The organism is Enterobacter sp. RIT637, from assembly GCF_019718755.1.
Classification (GTDB): Bacteria; Pseudomonadota; Gammaproteobacteria; order Enterobacterales; family Enterobacteriaceae; genus Enterobacter.
In genome coordinates this window covers 23,090-38,110 of the sequence record NZ_JAIHAZ010000018.1, presented here as the reverse complement: position 1 = coordinate 38,110, position 15,021 = coordinate 23,090, and the positions used below count along the sequence as shown (strand labels likewise).

Here is a 15,021-nt window from a genome sequence, read left to right as displayed (position 1 = left end):
CAGTGCCGGGCAAATAGATCAGAAAATCATTTTGAATACGCCGGTAACCACCAACAGCCCTATCAAAAATATAATTAAAATAACCCACAGTAATATTTTCATTCGCTTCTCCTGCCCTTGTATGACAATGAATAAGTGTAGCAGCCAATACATCATTGACATGAATATATTGAATTTACTCATTGTGCTTGGAAATAAATTGCCGAATATGAAAATGTATGACAATTTGCGGATTGCCACGCGTTACTAAAAAACAGAGCGGCATCAAGCGTAATTTGCGCCTTTAATTTTTTGAGTTATGGCGTAATGAAACGTTCTCTTATTTTATCTCTGAGTGCTCCTCTTGTCTTAATGCTGGCTGCCTGCGCGCCGGAACATGCCAGCGTGTCGCCGATTAAAACGCAAGCCGCTGCGGCGTCGGTGAATACACGGCTAAGTCAAACCAGCTGGCCGAAAAACGAATGGTGGAAAGACTATAACGATCCGCAGCTTAATTCGCTGATTGCGAAGGCGCTAAATGATGCGCCGGATATGCAACTCGCCCGACAGCGTATTACGCTCGCGGAAGCACAGGCGAAAGCCACCATGGCGGCAGACGGCCCACAGATTGATTTCTCCGCCGATGCGGAACGACAAAAAATGTCTGCGGAAGGGTTGATGGGACCCTTCGCCATTACCGATCCGGCCGCGGGCACCACCGGGCCGTGGTACACCAACGGAACATTTGGCCTGACAGCGGGGTGGGATCTCGATTTGTGGGGCAAAAACCGCGCGCAGGTTGAAGCCCGCATCGGCAAGGTCAACGCCCAAAAAGCCGAGATGGAGCAGACCCGTCAGCTGTTGGCCAGCAGCGTCGCGCGGCTTTACTGGGAGTGGCAGACTCAGGCCGCGGTGGGGGATGTCCTCGTGCAGATTAAACACGAGCAGGAAAATATCATCGGTGCCGACCGGGAGCTGTATCAGCACGGGATCACCTCTTCGGTAGAAGGTGTCGAAACCGATATTAATGCCAGTAAAACCGAAGAGCAGCTTGCCGGGGTAAAAGGCAAAATGAAAGCCGTTGAGGCACGTCTGCAGGCCCTGACCAACACCTCTTCAATGAAACTGACTCGCCATGCTTTACCGACAGCGGAAGCGGCGTTGCCCGCCACGCTGGGATACGAGCTGCTGGCTCGCCGTCCGGATCTGCAGGAGGCGCACTGGTACATTGAAGCTTCCCTGAACGAAGTGGATGCCGCCAAAGCCGCTTTCTATCCTGACGTGAACCTGATGGCATTCCTGCAGCAGGATGCCCTGCATCTGAGCGATCTGTTCCGCTCCTCCGCCCAGCAAATGGGCGTCACCGCCGGGCTGACGCTGCCGATCTTCGACAGCGGCAGGCTGAATGCGAATCTGGATATCGCCCAGGCGCAGAACAATCTTTCGGTGGCGAACTACAACAAGGCGGTGGTCGATGCCGTTAACCAGGTGGCGCGCACGGCCAGTGAAGTTGAAACCCTGACCGCCAAAAACCAGCAACAGCGGCAGGTCGAGAAAGATGCCGCGCGCGTGGTGGCACTGGCACAGGCGCGCTTCAGCGCCGGGATCATTGCCGGTTCCCGCGTCAGCGAGGCCAAAATTCCGGCCCTTAAGGAACATATCGCTACGCTCACCCTGAAAGGGCAGTACGTGGATGCCACGCTACAGCTGACGTCCGCGCTGGGCGGTGGCTATCATCACGGCTAAAAAAGGTCATTATCTATACTTACCTCTTTGCACATTTTCAGGAGGTGAGTATGACCCGAGTAGCAATTGTAACGGCATCGGATTCCGGTATCGGTAAAACCACCGCGCTGATGCTGGCGGAACGCGGGTTTGATATCGGCGTCACCTGGCATTCCGATGAAAGCGGCGCGCGGGAAACCTGCCGCGAGGTTGAGGCTAGGGGGCAACGTGCAGAGGCCATCCAGCTTGATCTGAGCACGTTGCCGGACGGCGCAAAGGCCATTGATACGCTGATTGCGCGTTTCGGTCGGCTTGATGTACTGGTCAACAATGCCGGGGCGATGACCAAAGCGCCATTCCTTGAGATGCCGTTTGACGACTGGCGGAACATTTTCACCGTCGACGTGGACGGCGCGTTTCTTTGTTCGCAGATTGCCGCACGGCAGATGGTGAAGCAGGGGGAAGGGGGGCGAATCGTGAACATCACCTCGGTGCATGAACACACGCCGCTGCCTGACGCCAGCGCCTACACTGCGGCAAAACATGCGCTGGGTGGCTTAACCAAATCCATGGCGCTGGAGCTGATTAAGCACAAGATTCTGGTGAACGCCGTTGCGCCCGGTGCGATAGCCACGCCGATGAACGACATGGACGATAGCGAAGTGAAAGAAGGCTCAATGCCGGAAATCCCGCTGGCAAGGCCGGGGCATACCAAAGAGATCGCCAGCCTGGTGGCGTGGCTGTGCGACAGCGACGCCAGCTACACGACCGGGCAATCCTTTATCGTTGACGGCGGATTTATGCTGGCGAATCCGCAGTTTAAGCCGGAGGGGTAGTTTTCCCCTCACCCCGGCCCTCTCCCCAAAGGGGCGAGGGTGTAAAAAGTCCCCTCTCCCCTTTGGGGAGAGGGTTAGGGTGAGGGGGCAACCGACCGCACTAAGCTACTCCTCATCCCGCCTCTTCTCCCTGTGCCGCATCCACAGCCTGACCCCAATCACTGCCACAACCACCAGAATCAGCCACGCCCAGTGTTTAATATGCTGGTCGAGATTATGCAGCCACGGCCCAATCACCTCCCCGCCGAGGTAGCCGAGCGTGGTGAAGATCAGCGCCCAGGCAATCGCGCCCACAATATTGAGCGGCAGAAATATTTTGGGCGGGAGACGGCTGGCACCGATCAGAATCGGCCCGATAATGCGAAAGCCGTACATAAAGCGGGTGCCAATGACGAACAGGTAGGGATGACGCTGAATGAGGCGCTGAGCGCGGCGGATTTTCTTTTGATGCTTTGCGAAACGCTTAAGCAGCGTCGGTCCGAAGCGCAGCCCCAAAAAGTAGAGCAGCTGATCGCCAATCATGCCGCCCAGTGCCACGGCAGCCACCACCAGCGGGAATTTCAGCAATCCCTGATGCGCCGCAACGCCGCCTAACAGCGTGATGGTTTCGCCTTCTGCCACGCTACCGATGACCAGCGCGGCATATCCATATTGTTCAATGAGTCCGTTGATATCCATTACGTCTGAGGTGTCTCCCTGTTCGTGCCTGCATTAATCATATACCCCCAGCATCAACCGCGCGGCAATCAACGGAAATTTCCCACTGTACATAAAATAATCTAAAGCCTGCATTATACTTAGGGTATCGCTGACGGGCCGACAACAAGGGGGCGCTATGAACCATGTCTGGGGACTCTTCTCCCATCCCGATCGTGAAATGCACGTAATCAGAAGCGAGAACGAAACGGTCGCGCATCATTACACGCACCATGTGCTGCTGATGGCAGCGGTGCCGGTAATCTGTGCGTTTATAGGCACAACACAAATCGGCTGGAACTTTGGTGATGGCACCGTGGTTCAGCTCTCCTGGTTTACCGGGCTGTATCTCGCCGTCATCTTTTACGGCCTGATGCTGGCGGGGGTGGCGGTGATGGGGCGCGTTATTCACTGGATGGCGCGAAACTACCCGCAGCGTCCGTCGCTGGCCCACTGTATGGTCTTTGCCGGATACGTCGCGACCCCGCTGTTTTTAAGCGGTATTGTTGCGCTCTATCCACTGGTCTGGCTGTGCGCGCTGATCGGTACTGTTGCCCTCTTTTACACCGGTTATCTGCTGTATGTGGGGGTGCCAACCTTCCTGAATATCAATAAAGAAGAGGGCCTGAGCTTCTCCAGCTCCACGCTTGCCATCGGGGTTCTGGTCCTGGAGGCGTTACTGGCCCTGACGGTTATTCTGTGGGGTTATGGATACCGTCTCTTTTAAGCTCACTGCATTGCTGGCGTAAATGCCAGCAATGCAGCATCTGTTCACGATTCTCCGCTGGCGACAACGCACGGTGACCGCTATGATGCCGATGCCAGCCTGCGTTTATCCGTTAATGCAGGCGGTGTACGTCATAACGTGCGTGAATAATTATCAGAAGTCTCACCATGCTGAAATTCCGAGTTTCATTACTGAGCCTGGCGCTGCTGCTGGGGGCGTCCGCTGCCGCGCCAGCGATCGCCAAAACGCCTGCGGTGACCTCCGCGGCGGCACAACCGCAAATTGCCTCTGGCAGCGCGATGATCGTCGATCTCAACACCAACAAAGTGATCTATGCCAGCCACCCTGATCTGGTGCGTCCGATCGCCTCCATTACCAAATTAATGACCGCGATGGTGGTGCTTGATGCACGACTGCCGCTGGATGAAAAACTGAAGGTCGATATCAGCCACACGCCGGAAATGAAAGGCGTCTACTCCCGCGTGCGTCTGAACAGTGAAATCAGCCGTAAGGACATGCTGCTGCTGGCGCTGATGTCGTCCGAAAACCGCGCGGCAGCCAGCCTGGCGCACCACTATCCGGGCGGCTATGATGCGTTTATTCGCGCGATGAATGCCAAAGCCAAATCGCTCGGCATGACCAACACCCGCTACGTGGAGCCCACCGGGCTGTCGATTCACAACGTCTCAACGGCGCGCGATCTGACGAAGATGCTGATTGCCAGCAAGCAGTACCCGCTGCTCGGCCAGCTCAGCACTACGCGGGAGGACATGGCGACGTTCTCTAACCCGTCCTACACGCTGCCGTTCCGCAACACTAACCATCTGGTGTATCGCGAGAACTGGAATATTCAGTTAACCAAAACCGGGTTTACCAATGCGGCAGGCCACTGTCTGGTGATGCGCACCGTGTTTAACGGTAAGCCGGTTGCGCTGGTGGTGATGGATGCCTTCGGCAAATATACCCACTTCGCGGATGCCAGCCGCCTGCGTACGTGGATTGAAACCGGGAAAGTGCAGCCGGTTCCGGCCGCAGCGCTGACGTATAAAAAGCAGAAAGCGGAACAGATGGCGACGGCGCAGAACGATTAGGTAAATGCAAAACGGTAACCCAGGTTACCGTTTTTTATGTTTTCTCCCTCTCCCCGTGGGCCGGGGTGAGGGCACCAGACCGCACCGCGTTTTATTCCGGCAGCGTCCAGTCACCGTCGTTGAGCGAGCGCTGCATGATTAGCGTATCCCGCCAGTCGCCTTTCTTATACCCAACGCTTCGCAATTGACCCACGACATCAAAACCGTGCTTTTTATGTAAGCGCAGCGAACCTGAATTGTTATTCCCGTCACCCACAACGGCAATCATCTGCCGCCACGGGCCCTGCTCGCAGCGTGCGATCAAGGCGCTCAGCAGCGTCGTGCCAAATCCACGGCCCGTGGTGCTGGCATCCACATAGATTGATTCTTCCAGCGTGTAGCGATAAGCCTGTCGCGGACGATACGGTGTGGCATAGCAATAGCCAATGACGATACCGCGATACAGCGCGACCAGCCACGGCAACCCGCCGTCGGTAACGTTTTTCATGCGCTTACGCATTTCGTCTACGGTGGGGGGAACTTCTTCGAAGGATGCGCGGCCATGGAGTACATGCCATGCATAAATGGCCGAGATGGCATGCGCATCGTCTGGAAGGGCATCACGCACCTCCAGTTCGGTTTCGTATAAAATATCTACAGCCGACATGATGTGCCTGCTCCTCATCGTAGAATGCCGGAGAAACGTCTCTCCGGCGACAGATCGCTACTCTAGTACGATTAAGGAGCGCTTAACAATCTCTCAAATATGGCTGTATGAATTAATCAGATGCTTGCGTTATGGGCTGCTCCGCATCTGCCTCTTCTTTCCAGTATTTCTTCCGCGTTGTCTTTCCAATGCCGGGATTCATGCTGTTTGTAGGGTCATTAGCGCGATAAAACTGCTTAAGTGCGTCAGGGGCCTTATAAAGATGCCCGACGTTATGTTCTGCAGGATATTGTGCGCCACGTTCATGTAACAGGGCGAGCATCTGCTCTTTCAGCGCATGCGCGTCGACGCCTTTTTTAACAATGTAATCCTGATGGAAGACGTAGCACATAAAGTGGCCGTAATAGAGCTTGTGCACCAGCTTGCTGTCGATCTCGGGCGGCAGGTGCTCAAACCATTCGGTATCGTTGCGTCGCAGGGCGATATCCAGCGCCAGAATATCCTCCACCTCTTCGGAATGCACCGCCTGATAGCGGATGGCGGCACCCGCCGCGGCGAAACGGTGCAGGAAAGCTTTGCTGCCTTCTTCCGGCGTGCAGGCAAAGAAATCACCCTCAGCCGTCCTGAAGAACTCGGTCAGCCAGCTCTGCGCTTCGGCAATACCGTCCCCGGCCATCTTCAGCAGCAGGTGGTGTTCGTACTTATCGCGCCAGGTTTTCATGCGCTCCGGTAAGTGCGCCGGGAAAACGTTGCCCAGCTTCTGCATAAAGCGGTCGGTGAAGTGCGGTTTGAACAGCGACACTTTATCGAGCATCGCGTCGGTGCGGCCCTTCATGGTGAAGAAGAACGGCATTTTGTCGGTGCCGAGCTTGTCGATCATCAGGAAGGTGTCTTTCCCGTAGCGCTCAGCGATGTCGTAAATATCCCGGTGCATATATTCGCCCGCGACTGGCAGGTGGGTAAATTCCCCCAGAATATGACGACGGATTTCGGTCAAAACCTCAGGCTGATTGGTGCCGATGTAAAACACCTGCTGCTTTTTCTCTGCCGGGAAGGTATCGAGGCGTACGGCAAAAACAGCGAGCTTGCCCGCGCAGCCGGAGGATTCAAACAGGCGGTCCGGGTCAGCGTTATAGCGCGCCGGGGTGTCGGCGTCGATATCCCGTACGCGGGTGACGTAATCATGATCGTGCGCGTGGCGGCCATCGTGCTGCACGTCTTCGTCCTTCACACGGTCATCGTCAAGCTTGCTCAGGATCTGCTCCGGCGTCACGCCGAGATCGATACCCAGATGGTTGACCAGCGTCAGCTTGCCGTTTTCGTCGATGCGGGCATACAGCGACATCTCGGTATACGCCGGGCCGCGCTGCACCAGCGACCCGCCGGAGTTGTTGCAGATCCCGCCGATCACCGACGCGCCAATACAGGAGGAGCCGATCACCGAGTGCGGCTCGCGTCCCAGCGGCTTAAGCGCTTTTTCGAGGGAGTAGAGCGTGGTGCCGGGGAAGGCAAGCACCTGTTCGCCTTTGTCCAGCAGGTGGAGTTTGTCGAGGCGCAGGGTGCTGATAATCACGATGTCACGATCGTAATCATTGCCGTTCGGCGTGGAGCCTTCGGTCAGGCCGGTGTTGGCGGCCTGCATTAAAATAATCTTGTCGGCGGCGACGCAGGCGCTCAGCACGCGCCACAGCTCAAGCAGCGTGCCGGGGAAGACCACCGCCAGCGCGTCGCCCTGACCGGAACGGAAACCCTTGCGGTAGCGGGCGGTTTTAGCCGGGTCAGTAAGCAGGTGAGAGTGACCAACCAGGCGCGACAGTTCGTTAATAAAAGTATTGTTATCGTCAGTTCGAACAGAAGACATCTTCCACTCCTTGTGGTGGGGCAAATTTCTCGCTGTAAAGCATAGCGCGATTAACTGTTAAGCGGTCGAGTATTCACGAGAAAAATCAGAGAATAACCCTGCAAGGTTTAAAGGGTTTGTGGCACACTGCGCTTTTCGCACGGTATGGCCGAGATCGTCCGGCGGTTATTGATGAGAGAGTATAACGACATGAAATGGCTATGTTCTGTAGGTGTCGCCGTCAGCCTGGCGCTGCAACCTGCGCTCGCAGAGGATTTGTTTGGTAATCATCCGCTCACGCCTGAAGCCCGCGACGCGTTTGTCACGGAATTGCTCAAAAAGATGACGGTTGATGAGAAAATCGGTCAGCTGCGTCTTATCAGCGTCGGCCCGGATAACCCGAAAGAGGCCATCCGTGAGATGATCAAAGAGAGCCAGGTGGGGGCGATTTTTAACACCGTCACCCGCCAGGATATCCGTAAAATGCAGGATCAGGTGATGGAGCTCAGCCGCCTGAAGATCCCTCTCTTCTTCGCCTACGACGTGCTGCACGGCCAGCGTACCGTCTTCCCGATTAGCCTCGGGTTAGCCTCCTCCTTTAACCTCGACGCGGTGAAAACCGTCGGGCGCGTGTCGGCGTATGAAGCGGCGGACGACGGCCTGAACATGACCTGGGCGCCGATGGTCGATGTCTCCCGCGATCCGCGCTGGGGCCGTGCGTCGGAAGGCTTCGGTGAAGATACGTATTTAACGGCCACAATGGGTAAAACCATGGTGGAAGCGATGCAGGGCAAAAGTCCGGCAGACCGCTACTCGGTGATGACCAGCGTGAAGCACTTCGCCGCGTATGGCGCGGTTGAAGGCGGGAAAGAGTACAACACCGTGGACATGAGCCCGCAGCGTCTGTTCAACGACTATATGCCGCCGTACAAGGCAGGGCTGGATGCGGGCAGCGGCGCGGTGATGGTGGCGCTGAACTCGCTGAACGGCACGCCAGCTACCTCCGATTCCTGGCTGCTGAAAGACGTGCTGCGCGACCAGTGGGGCTTTAAGGGCATTACCGTCTCTGACCACGGCGCGATTAAAGAGCTGATTAAACACGGCACGGCGTCCGATCCGGAAGATGCGGTGCGCGTGGCGCTCAAGTCCGGCATCAACATGAGCATGAGCGACGAATACTACAGCAAATACCTGCCGGGGCTGGTGAAGAGCGGCAAGGTGACGATGGCGGAGCTGGACGATGCAACGCGCCACGTGCTGAACGTGAAATATGACATGGGGCTGTTCAACGATCCGTACAGCCATCTGGGCCCGAAAGAATCTGACCCGGCTGACACCAATGCCGAAAGCCGCCTGCACCGCAAAGAGGCGCGTGAAGTGGCGCGCGAAAGCCTGGTGCTTCTGAAAAACCGCCTCGACACGCTGCCGCTGAAAAAATCCGGCACCATCGCCGTGGTCGGCCCGCTGGCCGACAGCAAACGCGACGTGATGGGCAGCTGGTCTGCCGCGGGCGTGGCCGATCAGTCCGTGACCGTGCTGACCGGCATTAAGAGCGCCGTCGGTGAAAACGCAAAAGTGGTGTACGCCAAAGGGGCGAACGTCACTGACGACAAAGACATCGTTACCTTCCTCAATCAGTACGAGGAAGCGGTGAAGGTGGATCCGCGTACGCCGAAAGAGATGATTGACGAAGCGGTTAACGCGGCGAAGCAGTCCGATGTGGTTGTCGCGGTCGTGGGTGAAGCGCAGGGGATGGCGCACGAGGCCTCCAGCCGTACCGATATCACCATTCCGCAAAGCCAGCGCGATCTGATCGCCGCCCTGAAAGCGACCGGCAAACCGCTGGTGCTGGTGCTGATGAACGGGCGTCCGCTGGCGCTGGTGAAAGAAGACCAGCAGGCTGACGCTATTCTGGAAACCTGGTTCGCCGGTACCGAAGGCGGTAACGCCATCGCCGACGTGCTGTTTGGCGATTACAACCCGTCGGGCAAGCTGCCGATGTCCTTCCCGCGCTCCGTCGGGCAGATCCCGGTGTACTACAGCCATCTGAACACAGGTCGTCCGTACAACGCCGATAAGCCGAACAAGTACACGTCTCGTTACTTCGACGAAGCTAACGGCCCGCTGTATCCGTTTGGTTACGGTCTGAGCTACACCACCTTTAAGGTCTCTGAAGTGAAAATGTCAGCGCCAACGATGAAGCGTGACGGCAAGGTGACCGCCAGCGTGGACGTGACCAACACCGGCAAGCGCGAAGGCGCGACGGTGATTCAGATGTACGTTCAGGATGTTACCGCGTCCATGAGCCGTCCGGTGAAGCAGCTGCGCGGATTTGAAAAGGTCAACCTGAAGCCGGGCGAAACCAAAACCGTTAGCTTCCCGATCGACGTCGATGCGCTGAAGTTCTGGAACCAGCAGATGAAATACGTTGTGGAACCGGGCAAGTTTAACGTGTTCATCGGCGTGGATTCCGCCCGCGTGAATAAAGGCGAGTTCGAACTGCAGTAATCTTCCCTTCCTTCGCATCCCCCACCTCACGGGGGATGCGTCTTACCTTATGCTAAAAAGGCATTTTGACGGGTAAACACGCCGTTTTAAGCTACGCTTTTCTCTCAAGCCTCTGAAAAAGGCGATAAAAAAATGAGGACAGCGGAATGACGATTAAAAAGGGGATGTTTGGCTCTGCGGTGCTGCTGGCCGCGCTTAGCCTGCCGCTTCAGGCGGCTGAGCCTGTCAAAGTGGGATCAAAGATTGATACCGAAGGGGCGCTGCTCGGCAATATTATTTTGCAGGTGCTTGAGAGCCACGGGGTCAAAACGGTCAATAAAGTTCAGCTCGGTACAACGCCCGTCGTGCGCGGCGCTATTACCTCCGGCGAGCTGGATATCTACCCGGAATACACCGGTAACGGCGCATTCTTCTTCAAAGATGAGAACGATCCGGCCTGGAAAAACGCCAGCGCCGGGTATGAAAAAGTCAAAAAACTGGACGCGGATCAGAACAAACTGGTCTGGTTGACGCCTGCGCCTGCGAACAATACCTGGACCATCGCGGTGCGCAAGGACGTGGCGGAGAAGGGCAAGCTGACCTCGCTCGCGGATCTCAGCCGCTACCTGAAAGAGAAGGGTGATTTCAAACTCGCTGCGTCGGCTGAATTTATCGAACGTCCTGATGCGCTGCCTGCTTTCGAAAAAGCCTACGGCTTCAAGCTTGACCAGGCGCAGCTGCTCTCGCTGGCGGGCGGTGATACGGCAGTGACCATTAAGGCCGCGGCGCAGCAAACCTCCGGCGTGAATGCCGCGATGGCCTACGGCACCGACGGCCCGGTAGCGGCCCTTGGGCTGCAAACCCTGTCCGACCCGAAAGGCGTCCAGCCGATTTACGCCCCGACCCCGGTGGTGCGCGAAGCGGTGCTGAAAGCCTACCCGGATATTGCAGAATGGCTCAAACCGGTCTTCGAAAAGCTGGATGAAAAAACGCTGCAGCAGCTGAACGCCAGTATTGCCGTTGAGGGACTGGATGCCAAAAATGTGGCGGCCGATTTCCTGAAACAACAAGGGCTTGTGAAGTAACAGGATAAAGCTGTGCCAATACAATGTCATAACCGCGTGCTGCTGCTGTTGGCCTGCGTGGCCATCGCGGCGGTCGCGTTACCCTTTGTGAACGTCGCGCCTAACCGGCTGATGTCGGGTGAAGGGCGCGCACTCTGGCAGATCTGGTCGTTTTCGCCCGTGCTGCTGGCGGTGGCGCTGGGCGCGGCCGTCGTCCTGTCGCTCTGGTCAGGACGTGCCGCGCACTGGCTGACGCTGCTCCTCTGTGAAGCCCTTTTTTTAGGGCTGTTCTGGAGCGCAGGGCAGTCGGCGACGCTCATGATTTCTGCGGAAAGCCCGCTGGCGCGTACGTCCATCGGCAGTGGTCTGTGGCTGTGGCTGGCGCTCTGCCTGCTGGCCTGTAGCGATGCCATTCGCCGCCTGACACCAGTACCCGTCTGGCGTTGGCTGCTGAACGCGCAAATCTGGCTCATCCCGCTGGTCCTCCTGTTCAGCGGTGAGCTGAATAATCTCTCGCTGTTAAAAGAGTACGCCAATCGTCAGGAGGTCTTTGACGATGCGCTCTCGCAACATCTGACGATCCTCTTCGGCACGCTTTTCCCGGCGCTGCTTCTGGGCGTTCCGCTGGGCATCTGGTGCTACCGCCATCCGGCGCGTCAGGGGAGCGTGTTCACCGTCCTCAACGTCATTCAGACGGTCCCCTCCGTGGCCCTGTTTGGATTGCTCATTGCTCCGCTGGCCGGTCTGGCGAGGTCATTTCCCGCGTTGGGGGAAATCGGCATTGCCGGTACCGGACTCACGCCCGCGCTCATCGCGCTGGTGCTGTACGCGCTGCTGCCGCTGGTGCGCGGGGTGGTGGCGGGCTTAAGCCAGGTTGCGCCGGACGTGCTGGAAAGCGCCCATGCGATGGGGATGAGCGCGCGGCAGTGCTTCTGGAAAATACAGTTACCCCTTGCGCTTCCGCTGTTAATTCGCAGCCTGCGGGTGGTGACAGTGCAAACCGTGGGTATGGCGGTGATTGCAGCGCTCATCGGCGCGGGCGGATTTGGCGCGCTGGTATTCCAGGGGCTGCTCAGCAGCGCACTGGACCTGGTCTTATTGGGCGTGGTGCCCACTATCGCGCTGGCGGTTGTTTTGGATGCGTTGTTTGCCCTGTGGCTCGCGCTGCTCGGGAGAAGAGCCAATGATTGAATTTCATGATGTCAGTAAAACTTTTGCCGGTCGTCCGGCAGCAAGCCACCTGAACCTGCATTTTGCCGAAGGGGCGTTTTCGGTATTGATCGGCACATCGGGGTCGGGAAAATCCACCACCCTGAAGATGATCAACCGGCTGGTGGAGCACGACAGCGGGATGATTCGCTTTGCGGGGGAAGAGATCCGCAGCCTGCCGGTGCTGGAGCTGCGCCGTCGTATGGGCTATGCCATTCAGTCCATCGGGCTGTTCCCCCACTGGACGGTGGCGCAGAACATCGCCACCGTGCTGCAGCTGGAGAAATGGTCGCGGGCTAAAATCGCTGACCGCGTTGATGAACTCATGTCTCTGCTGGGGCTGGAGCCCGCGCTGCGTGACCGCTACCCGCATCAGCTTTCCGGCGGACAGCAGCAGCGGGTTGGGGTCGCGCGCGCGCTGGCGGCCAATCCGCAGGTGCTGCTGATGGATGAACCTTTTGGCGCGCTGGATCCGGTCACACGCGGTGCGCTGCAGGCGGAGATGACCCGCATCCACCGCATTCTGGGGCGCACCATTATCCTTGTGACGCACGACATTGATGAGGCGCTGCGCCTGGCCGACCATCTTGTGCTGATGGATCACGGTGAGGTGGTGCAGCAGGGTACGCCGCTTGCGCTGTTGAGCCAGCCGAAGAACGACTTTGTGCGCGAATTTTTTGGTCGAAGCGAGCTGGGCGTCAGGCTGCTCTCTTTGCGCACGGTTGGCGATTACATGCGCCCACAGGATGCACCGCTAAGCGGTGAACCGTTACAGGAGCAGATGAGCCTGCGGGATGCGCTGTCTGCTTTTGTCGCCAGACAATGTGAGATCCTGCCGGTGACCAACAGCCAGGGGATAGCCTGTGGTGCATTACACTTTCGCGATCTGCTGGCCGGGGAGGTGACGCGTGAAGGTGATGCGTGATCCGCTGCTCTGGCTGGCGCTGCTCTTCGTCGGCCTGCTCTTTCTGATGCCGCACAGCGCGGCGCTGTTCAGTTCGCTCTTTCCAGGCCTGCCGCGACCGGTCTATCAGCAGGAAAGTTTTATTAACCTTGCGCTGGCGCACGCCTGGCTGGTGGCGATCTCAAGCGCCATTGCCATCGTCCTCGGCGTGGGGGCAGGGATCGCGGTAACACGGCCATCGGGACGCGAGTTTCGTCCGCTGGTGGAGACGATTGCGGCGATCGGCCAGACATTTCCGCCGGTGGCGGTGCTGGCGATAGCGGTACCGGTTATTGGCTTTGGGCAGCAGCCGGCGATTATTGCGCTGATTTTGTACGGGGTGTTGCCGATACTTCAGGGAACCCTGGCCGGTATTGCGGCGGTGCCCGCATCGGTGCTGAGCGTAGCAGAAGGGATGGGGATGAGCGCCTGGCAGCGGTTGCGCAAGGTTGAACTGCCGCTCGCGGCACCGGTCATTATCGCCGGGATCCGCACGTCGGTAATCATCAACATCGGTACGGCAACAATCGCCTCGACGGTGGGGGCAAACACGCTGGGGACGCCGATTATTATCGGCTTAAGCGGATTTAATACGGCCTACATTATTCAGGGTGCGCTACTGGTTGCGCTGGCGGCGATTGTGGTCGATCGCCTTTTCGAGCGCCTGGCGCTGTATCTCAGCCGACACCGCCACGGACGATAAACGAGTAACCCGCCAGCATCACGCCGCCGATACCGCTTACGGCCATCAGGACAAAAAGGGTAATTACCGCCAGTTTAGTTGCCTTCATCATGTGCTCCTGTTGTTAACGGAACAATTATACGGTGAAGCGCAGCTGTTAATGAACCATTAAATGCCGTTATGGCTCATCCGGACCCAGGGAATAAACCGGATAGCCATTCTCGCGCCATTCCGTCAGCAGCTGTTGCTGCGTGGCGGACGGCACTTCGCCACACCAGACCAGCAGGGTCTGGCCGTCAAAAAACTCGGGCCGTAGCTGGGCGAGCGAGTGGGCGAGCACATCCACGCGCCAGCCTTTTTGGGTGGCAATCCAGGCTTCCAGCCACAGACGCGTGGTGTCGTGCACGTTCCAGCCAACCACCAGCGCATCTTTTCCGGCCTTGTTCTTCGCCGAGGCAAGGCAGACGGCAATATAGTTGATCAGCACCCCGTCGAGCATGCTGAGCAGCGCCTGCAGGGTAGACTGCTGGCACTGGAGTCGTCGACGGAGCGGAATGAAAAGATGGGTGATCAGCGTTTGCGCGGGATAATCACGCCCTTGATCTTTTATCCACGCGCGCAGGCGCTGCAGATTACCCGCCTGCAGGAGCCGCAGCAGGGTTTCCTGTTGCTCACGCCAGAGATGCTGGGTGTCCGGATCGTCATGGCTAAGCAAGGATTTCACTTTGCCGACCTGCACACCGTTGTCGATCCAGCTTTTTATCTCGCGGATCCGGTCGATATCGGCCTCGTTGAACAGTCGATGCCCACCGTCCGTTCTCTGCGGTTTAAGTAATCCATACCGTCGCTGCCACGCCCGTAGGGTAACGGGATTGATATCACAAAGGAGTGCCACTTCACCTATTGTGTAAAGCGCCATATTCGCCCCCTGGCTTACGCGTCCCCAGCTTAACTGTAGACCCACTTTGCCGAACCAGGAAGAGTTGATCGTTTTTTGAACAAATAATGCGAAGCATGCACGATGTTCGGCAAACGCTGTGATGACGGACACGATTTACAGCTTTTTTGGCGCGCTTCAAAGAAAGTTTACCTGCAT

14 protein-coding genes are annotated in these 15,021 nt (G+C 57.5%); 9 read left to right on the top strand and 5 right to left on the bottom strand.

The annotated features are described in order from the left end of the window. The first annotated feature begins 306 nt into the window (after positions 1-306). Together mdtQ and K5E19_RS19995 are read left to right on the top strand one after the other, a co-directional pair. Complete coding sequence (mdtQ, locus tag K5E19_RS20000; protein ID WP_221552747.1) at positions 307-1,725, top strand: multidrug resistance outer membrane protein MdtQ; 1,419 nt, start codon at positions 307-309, stop codon at positions 1,723-1,725. A 50-nt stretch (positions 1,726-1,775) separates the two neighbouring features. After that, positions 1,776-2,540 (top strand): SDR family oxidoreductase, encoded by a 765-nt coding sequence (locus K5E19_RS19995; protein WP_221552746.1) that lies wholly within the window; start codon positions 1,776-1,778, stop codon positions 2,538-2,540. A gap of 105 nt (positions 2,541-2,645) precedes the next feature. Here the strand turns inward: K5E19_RS19995 and K5E19_RS19990 are convergent, their stop codons facing one another. Then, on the bottom strand, positions 2,646-3,218 hold the full coding sequence (locus K5E19_RS19990) for a DedA family protein (RefSeq protein ID WP_221552745.1): 573 nt from the start codon (positions 3,216-3,218) through the stop codon (positions 2,646-2,648). A 157-nt stretch (positions 3,219-3,375) separates the two neighbouring features. On the opposite strand from K5E19_RS19990, the gene K5E19_RS19985 reads away from it, so the two are divergent. Further along, positions 3,376-3,963 carry a Yip1 family protein gene (locus K5E19_RS19985; RefSeq protein ID WP_010433589.1) on the top strand — a complete coding sequence of 196 codons (588 nt, stop codon included), beginning with the start codon at positions 3,376-3,378 and terminating at the stop codon, positions 3,961-3,963. A gap of 167 nt (positions 3,964-4,130) precedes the next feature. Further along, on the top strand, positions 4,131-5,054 hold the full coding sequence (pbpG, locus tag K5E19_RS19980) for a D-alanyl-D-alanine endopeptidase (RefSeq protein WP_010433590.1): 924 nt from the start codon (positions 4,131-4,133) through the stop codon (positions 5,052-5,054). Positions 5,055-5,145: 91 nt separating this feature from the next. Here pbpG and K5E19_RS19975 read toward each other — a convergent pair whose 3' ends face one another. Both K5E19_RS19975 and dld read right to left on the bottom strand, forming a co-directional pair. Next, positions 5,146-5,700: a GNAT family N-acetyltransferase gene (locus tag K5E19_RS19975; protein ID WP_221552744.1), complete on the bottom strand. Its 555-nt coding sequence runs from the start codon at positions 5,698-5,700 to the stop codon at positions 5,146-5,148. 112 nt (positions 5,701-5,812) lie between these two features. Further along, entirely contained in the window at positions 5,813-7,561 is a 1,749-nt protein-coding gene (dld, locus tag K5E19_RS19970) for a D-lactate dehydrogenase (protein ID WP_221552743.1), read from the bottom strand. A 189-nt stretch (positions 7,562-7,750) separates the two neighbouring features. On the opposite strand from dld, the gene bglX reads away from it, so the two are divergent. The 5 genes from bglX to K5E19_RS19945 all read left to right on the top strand — a co-directional run bounded on the left by bglX (position 7,751) and on the right by K5E19_RS19945 (position 13,946). Continuing rightward, positions 7,751-10,048 carry a beta-glucosidase BglX gene (gene bglX, locus K5E19_RS19965; protein ID WP_221552741.1) on the top strand — a complete coding sequence of 766 codons (2,298 nt, stop codon included), beginning with the start codon at positions 7,751-7,753 and terminating at the stop codon, positions 10,046-10,048. Between the two features lie 146 nt (positions 10,049-10,194). Next, on the top strand, positions 10,195-11,112 hold the full coding sequence (locus tag K5E19_RS19960; protein WP_221552739.1) for an ABC transporter substrate-binding protein: 918 nt from the start codon (positions 10,195-10,197) through the stop codon (positions 11,110-11,112). Between the two features lie 12 nt (positions 11,113-11,124). After that, positions 11,125-12,282, top strand: coding sequence for an ABC transporter permease (locus K5E19_RS19955; protein WP_221552738.1), 1,158 nt, complete (start codon positions 11,125-11,127; stop codon positions 12,280-12,282). Further along, complete coding sequence (locus K5E19_RS19950) at positions 12,275-13,225, top strand: ABC transporter ATP-binding protein (RefSeq protein ID WP_221552737.1); 951 nt, start codon at positions 12,275-12,277, stop codon at positions 13,223-13,225. Before K5E19_RS19955 ends, K5E19_RS19950 begins: the two co-directional genes overlap by 8 nt. Continuing rightward, the gene (locus K5E19_RS19945) at positions 13,209-13,946 is read left to right on the top strand and encodes an ABC transporter permease (RefSeq protein WP_221552736.1); all 738 of its coding nucleotides are present in this window, start codon (positions 13,209-13,211) and stop codon (positions 13,944-13,946) included. Before K5E19_RS19950 ends, K5E19_RS19945 begins: the two co-directional genes overlap by 17 nt. Here K5E19_RS19945 and K5E19_RS19940 read toward each other — a convergent pair. After that, on the bottom strand, positions 13,921-14,034 hold the full coding sequence (locus tag K5E19_RS19940; RefSeq protein WP_010433613.1) for a protein YohO: 114 nt from the start codon (positions 14,032-14,034) through the stop codon (positions 13,921-13,923). The two genes, K5E19_RS19945 and K5E19_RS19940, sit on opposite strands and share 26 nt — an antisense overlap. Positions 14,035-14,103: 69 nt before the next feature. Then, a complete protein-coding gene (gene mlrA, locus K5E19_RS19935; RefSeq protein ID WP_221552735.1) occupies positions 14,104-14,844 on the bottom strand; it encodes an HTH-type transcriptional regulator MlrA in 741 nt (246 codons plus the stop codon). Positions 14,845-15,021: the final 177 nt, after the last annotated feature.

What these genes read in the sequence shown, in the direction of transcription:
- K5E19_RS19960 (WP_221552739.1), top strand. Translation starts at nt 10,195, where the DNA reads ATGACGATTAAAAAGGGGATGTTTGGCTCTGCGGTGCTGCTGGCCGCG.
- bglX (WP_221552741.1), top strand. Translation starts at nt 7,751, where the DNA reads ATGAAATGGCTATGTTCTGTAGGTGTCGCCGTCAGCCTGGCGCTGCAA.
- K5E19_RS19975 (WP_221552744.1), bottom strand. Translation starts at nt 5,700, where the DNA reads ATGTCGGCTGTAGATATTTTATACGAAACCGAACTGGAGGTGCGTGAT.
- dld (WP_221552743.1), bottom strand. Translation starts at nt 7,561, where the DNA reads ATGTCTTCTGTTCGAACTGACGATAACAATACTTTTATTAACGAACTG.
- K5E19_RS19985 (WP_010433589.1), top strand. Translation starts at nt 3,376, where the DNA reads ATGAACCATGTCTGGGGACTCTTCTCCCATCCCGATCGTGAAATGCAC.
- K5E19_RS19990 (WP_221552745.1), bottom strand. Translation starts at nt 3,218, where the DNA reads ATGGATATCAACGGACTCATTGAACAATATGGATATGCCGCGCTGGTC.
- pbpG (WP_010433590.1), top strand. Translation starts at nt 4,131, where the DNA reads ATGCTGAAATTCCGAGTTTCATTACTGAGCCTGGCGCTGCTGCTGGGG.
- K5E19_RS19995 (WP_221552746.1), top strand. Translation starts at nt 1,776, where the DNA reads ATGACCCGAGTAGCAATTGTAACGGCATCGGATTCCGGTATCGGTAAA.
- K5E19_RS19940 (WP_010433613.1), bottom strand. Translation starts at nt 14,034, where the DNA reads ATGAAGGCAACTAAACTGGCGGTAATTACCCTTTTTGTCCTGATGGCC.
- mdtQ (WP_221552747.1), top strand. Translation starts at nt 307, where the DNA reads ATGAAACGTTCTCTTATTTTATCTCTGAGTGCTCCTCTTGTCTTAATG.
- K5E19_RS19950 (WP_221552737.1), top strand. Translation starts at nt 12,275, where the DNA reads ATGATTGAATTTCATGATGTCAGTAAAACTTTTGCCGGTCGTCCGGCA.
- mlrA (WP_221552735.1), bottom strand. Translation starts at nt 14,844, where the DNA reads ATGGCGCTTTACACAATAGGTGAAGTGGCACTCCTTTGTGATATCAAT.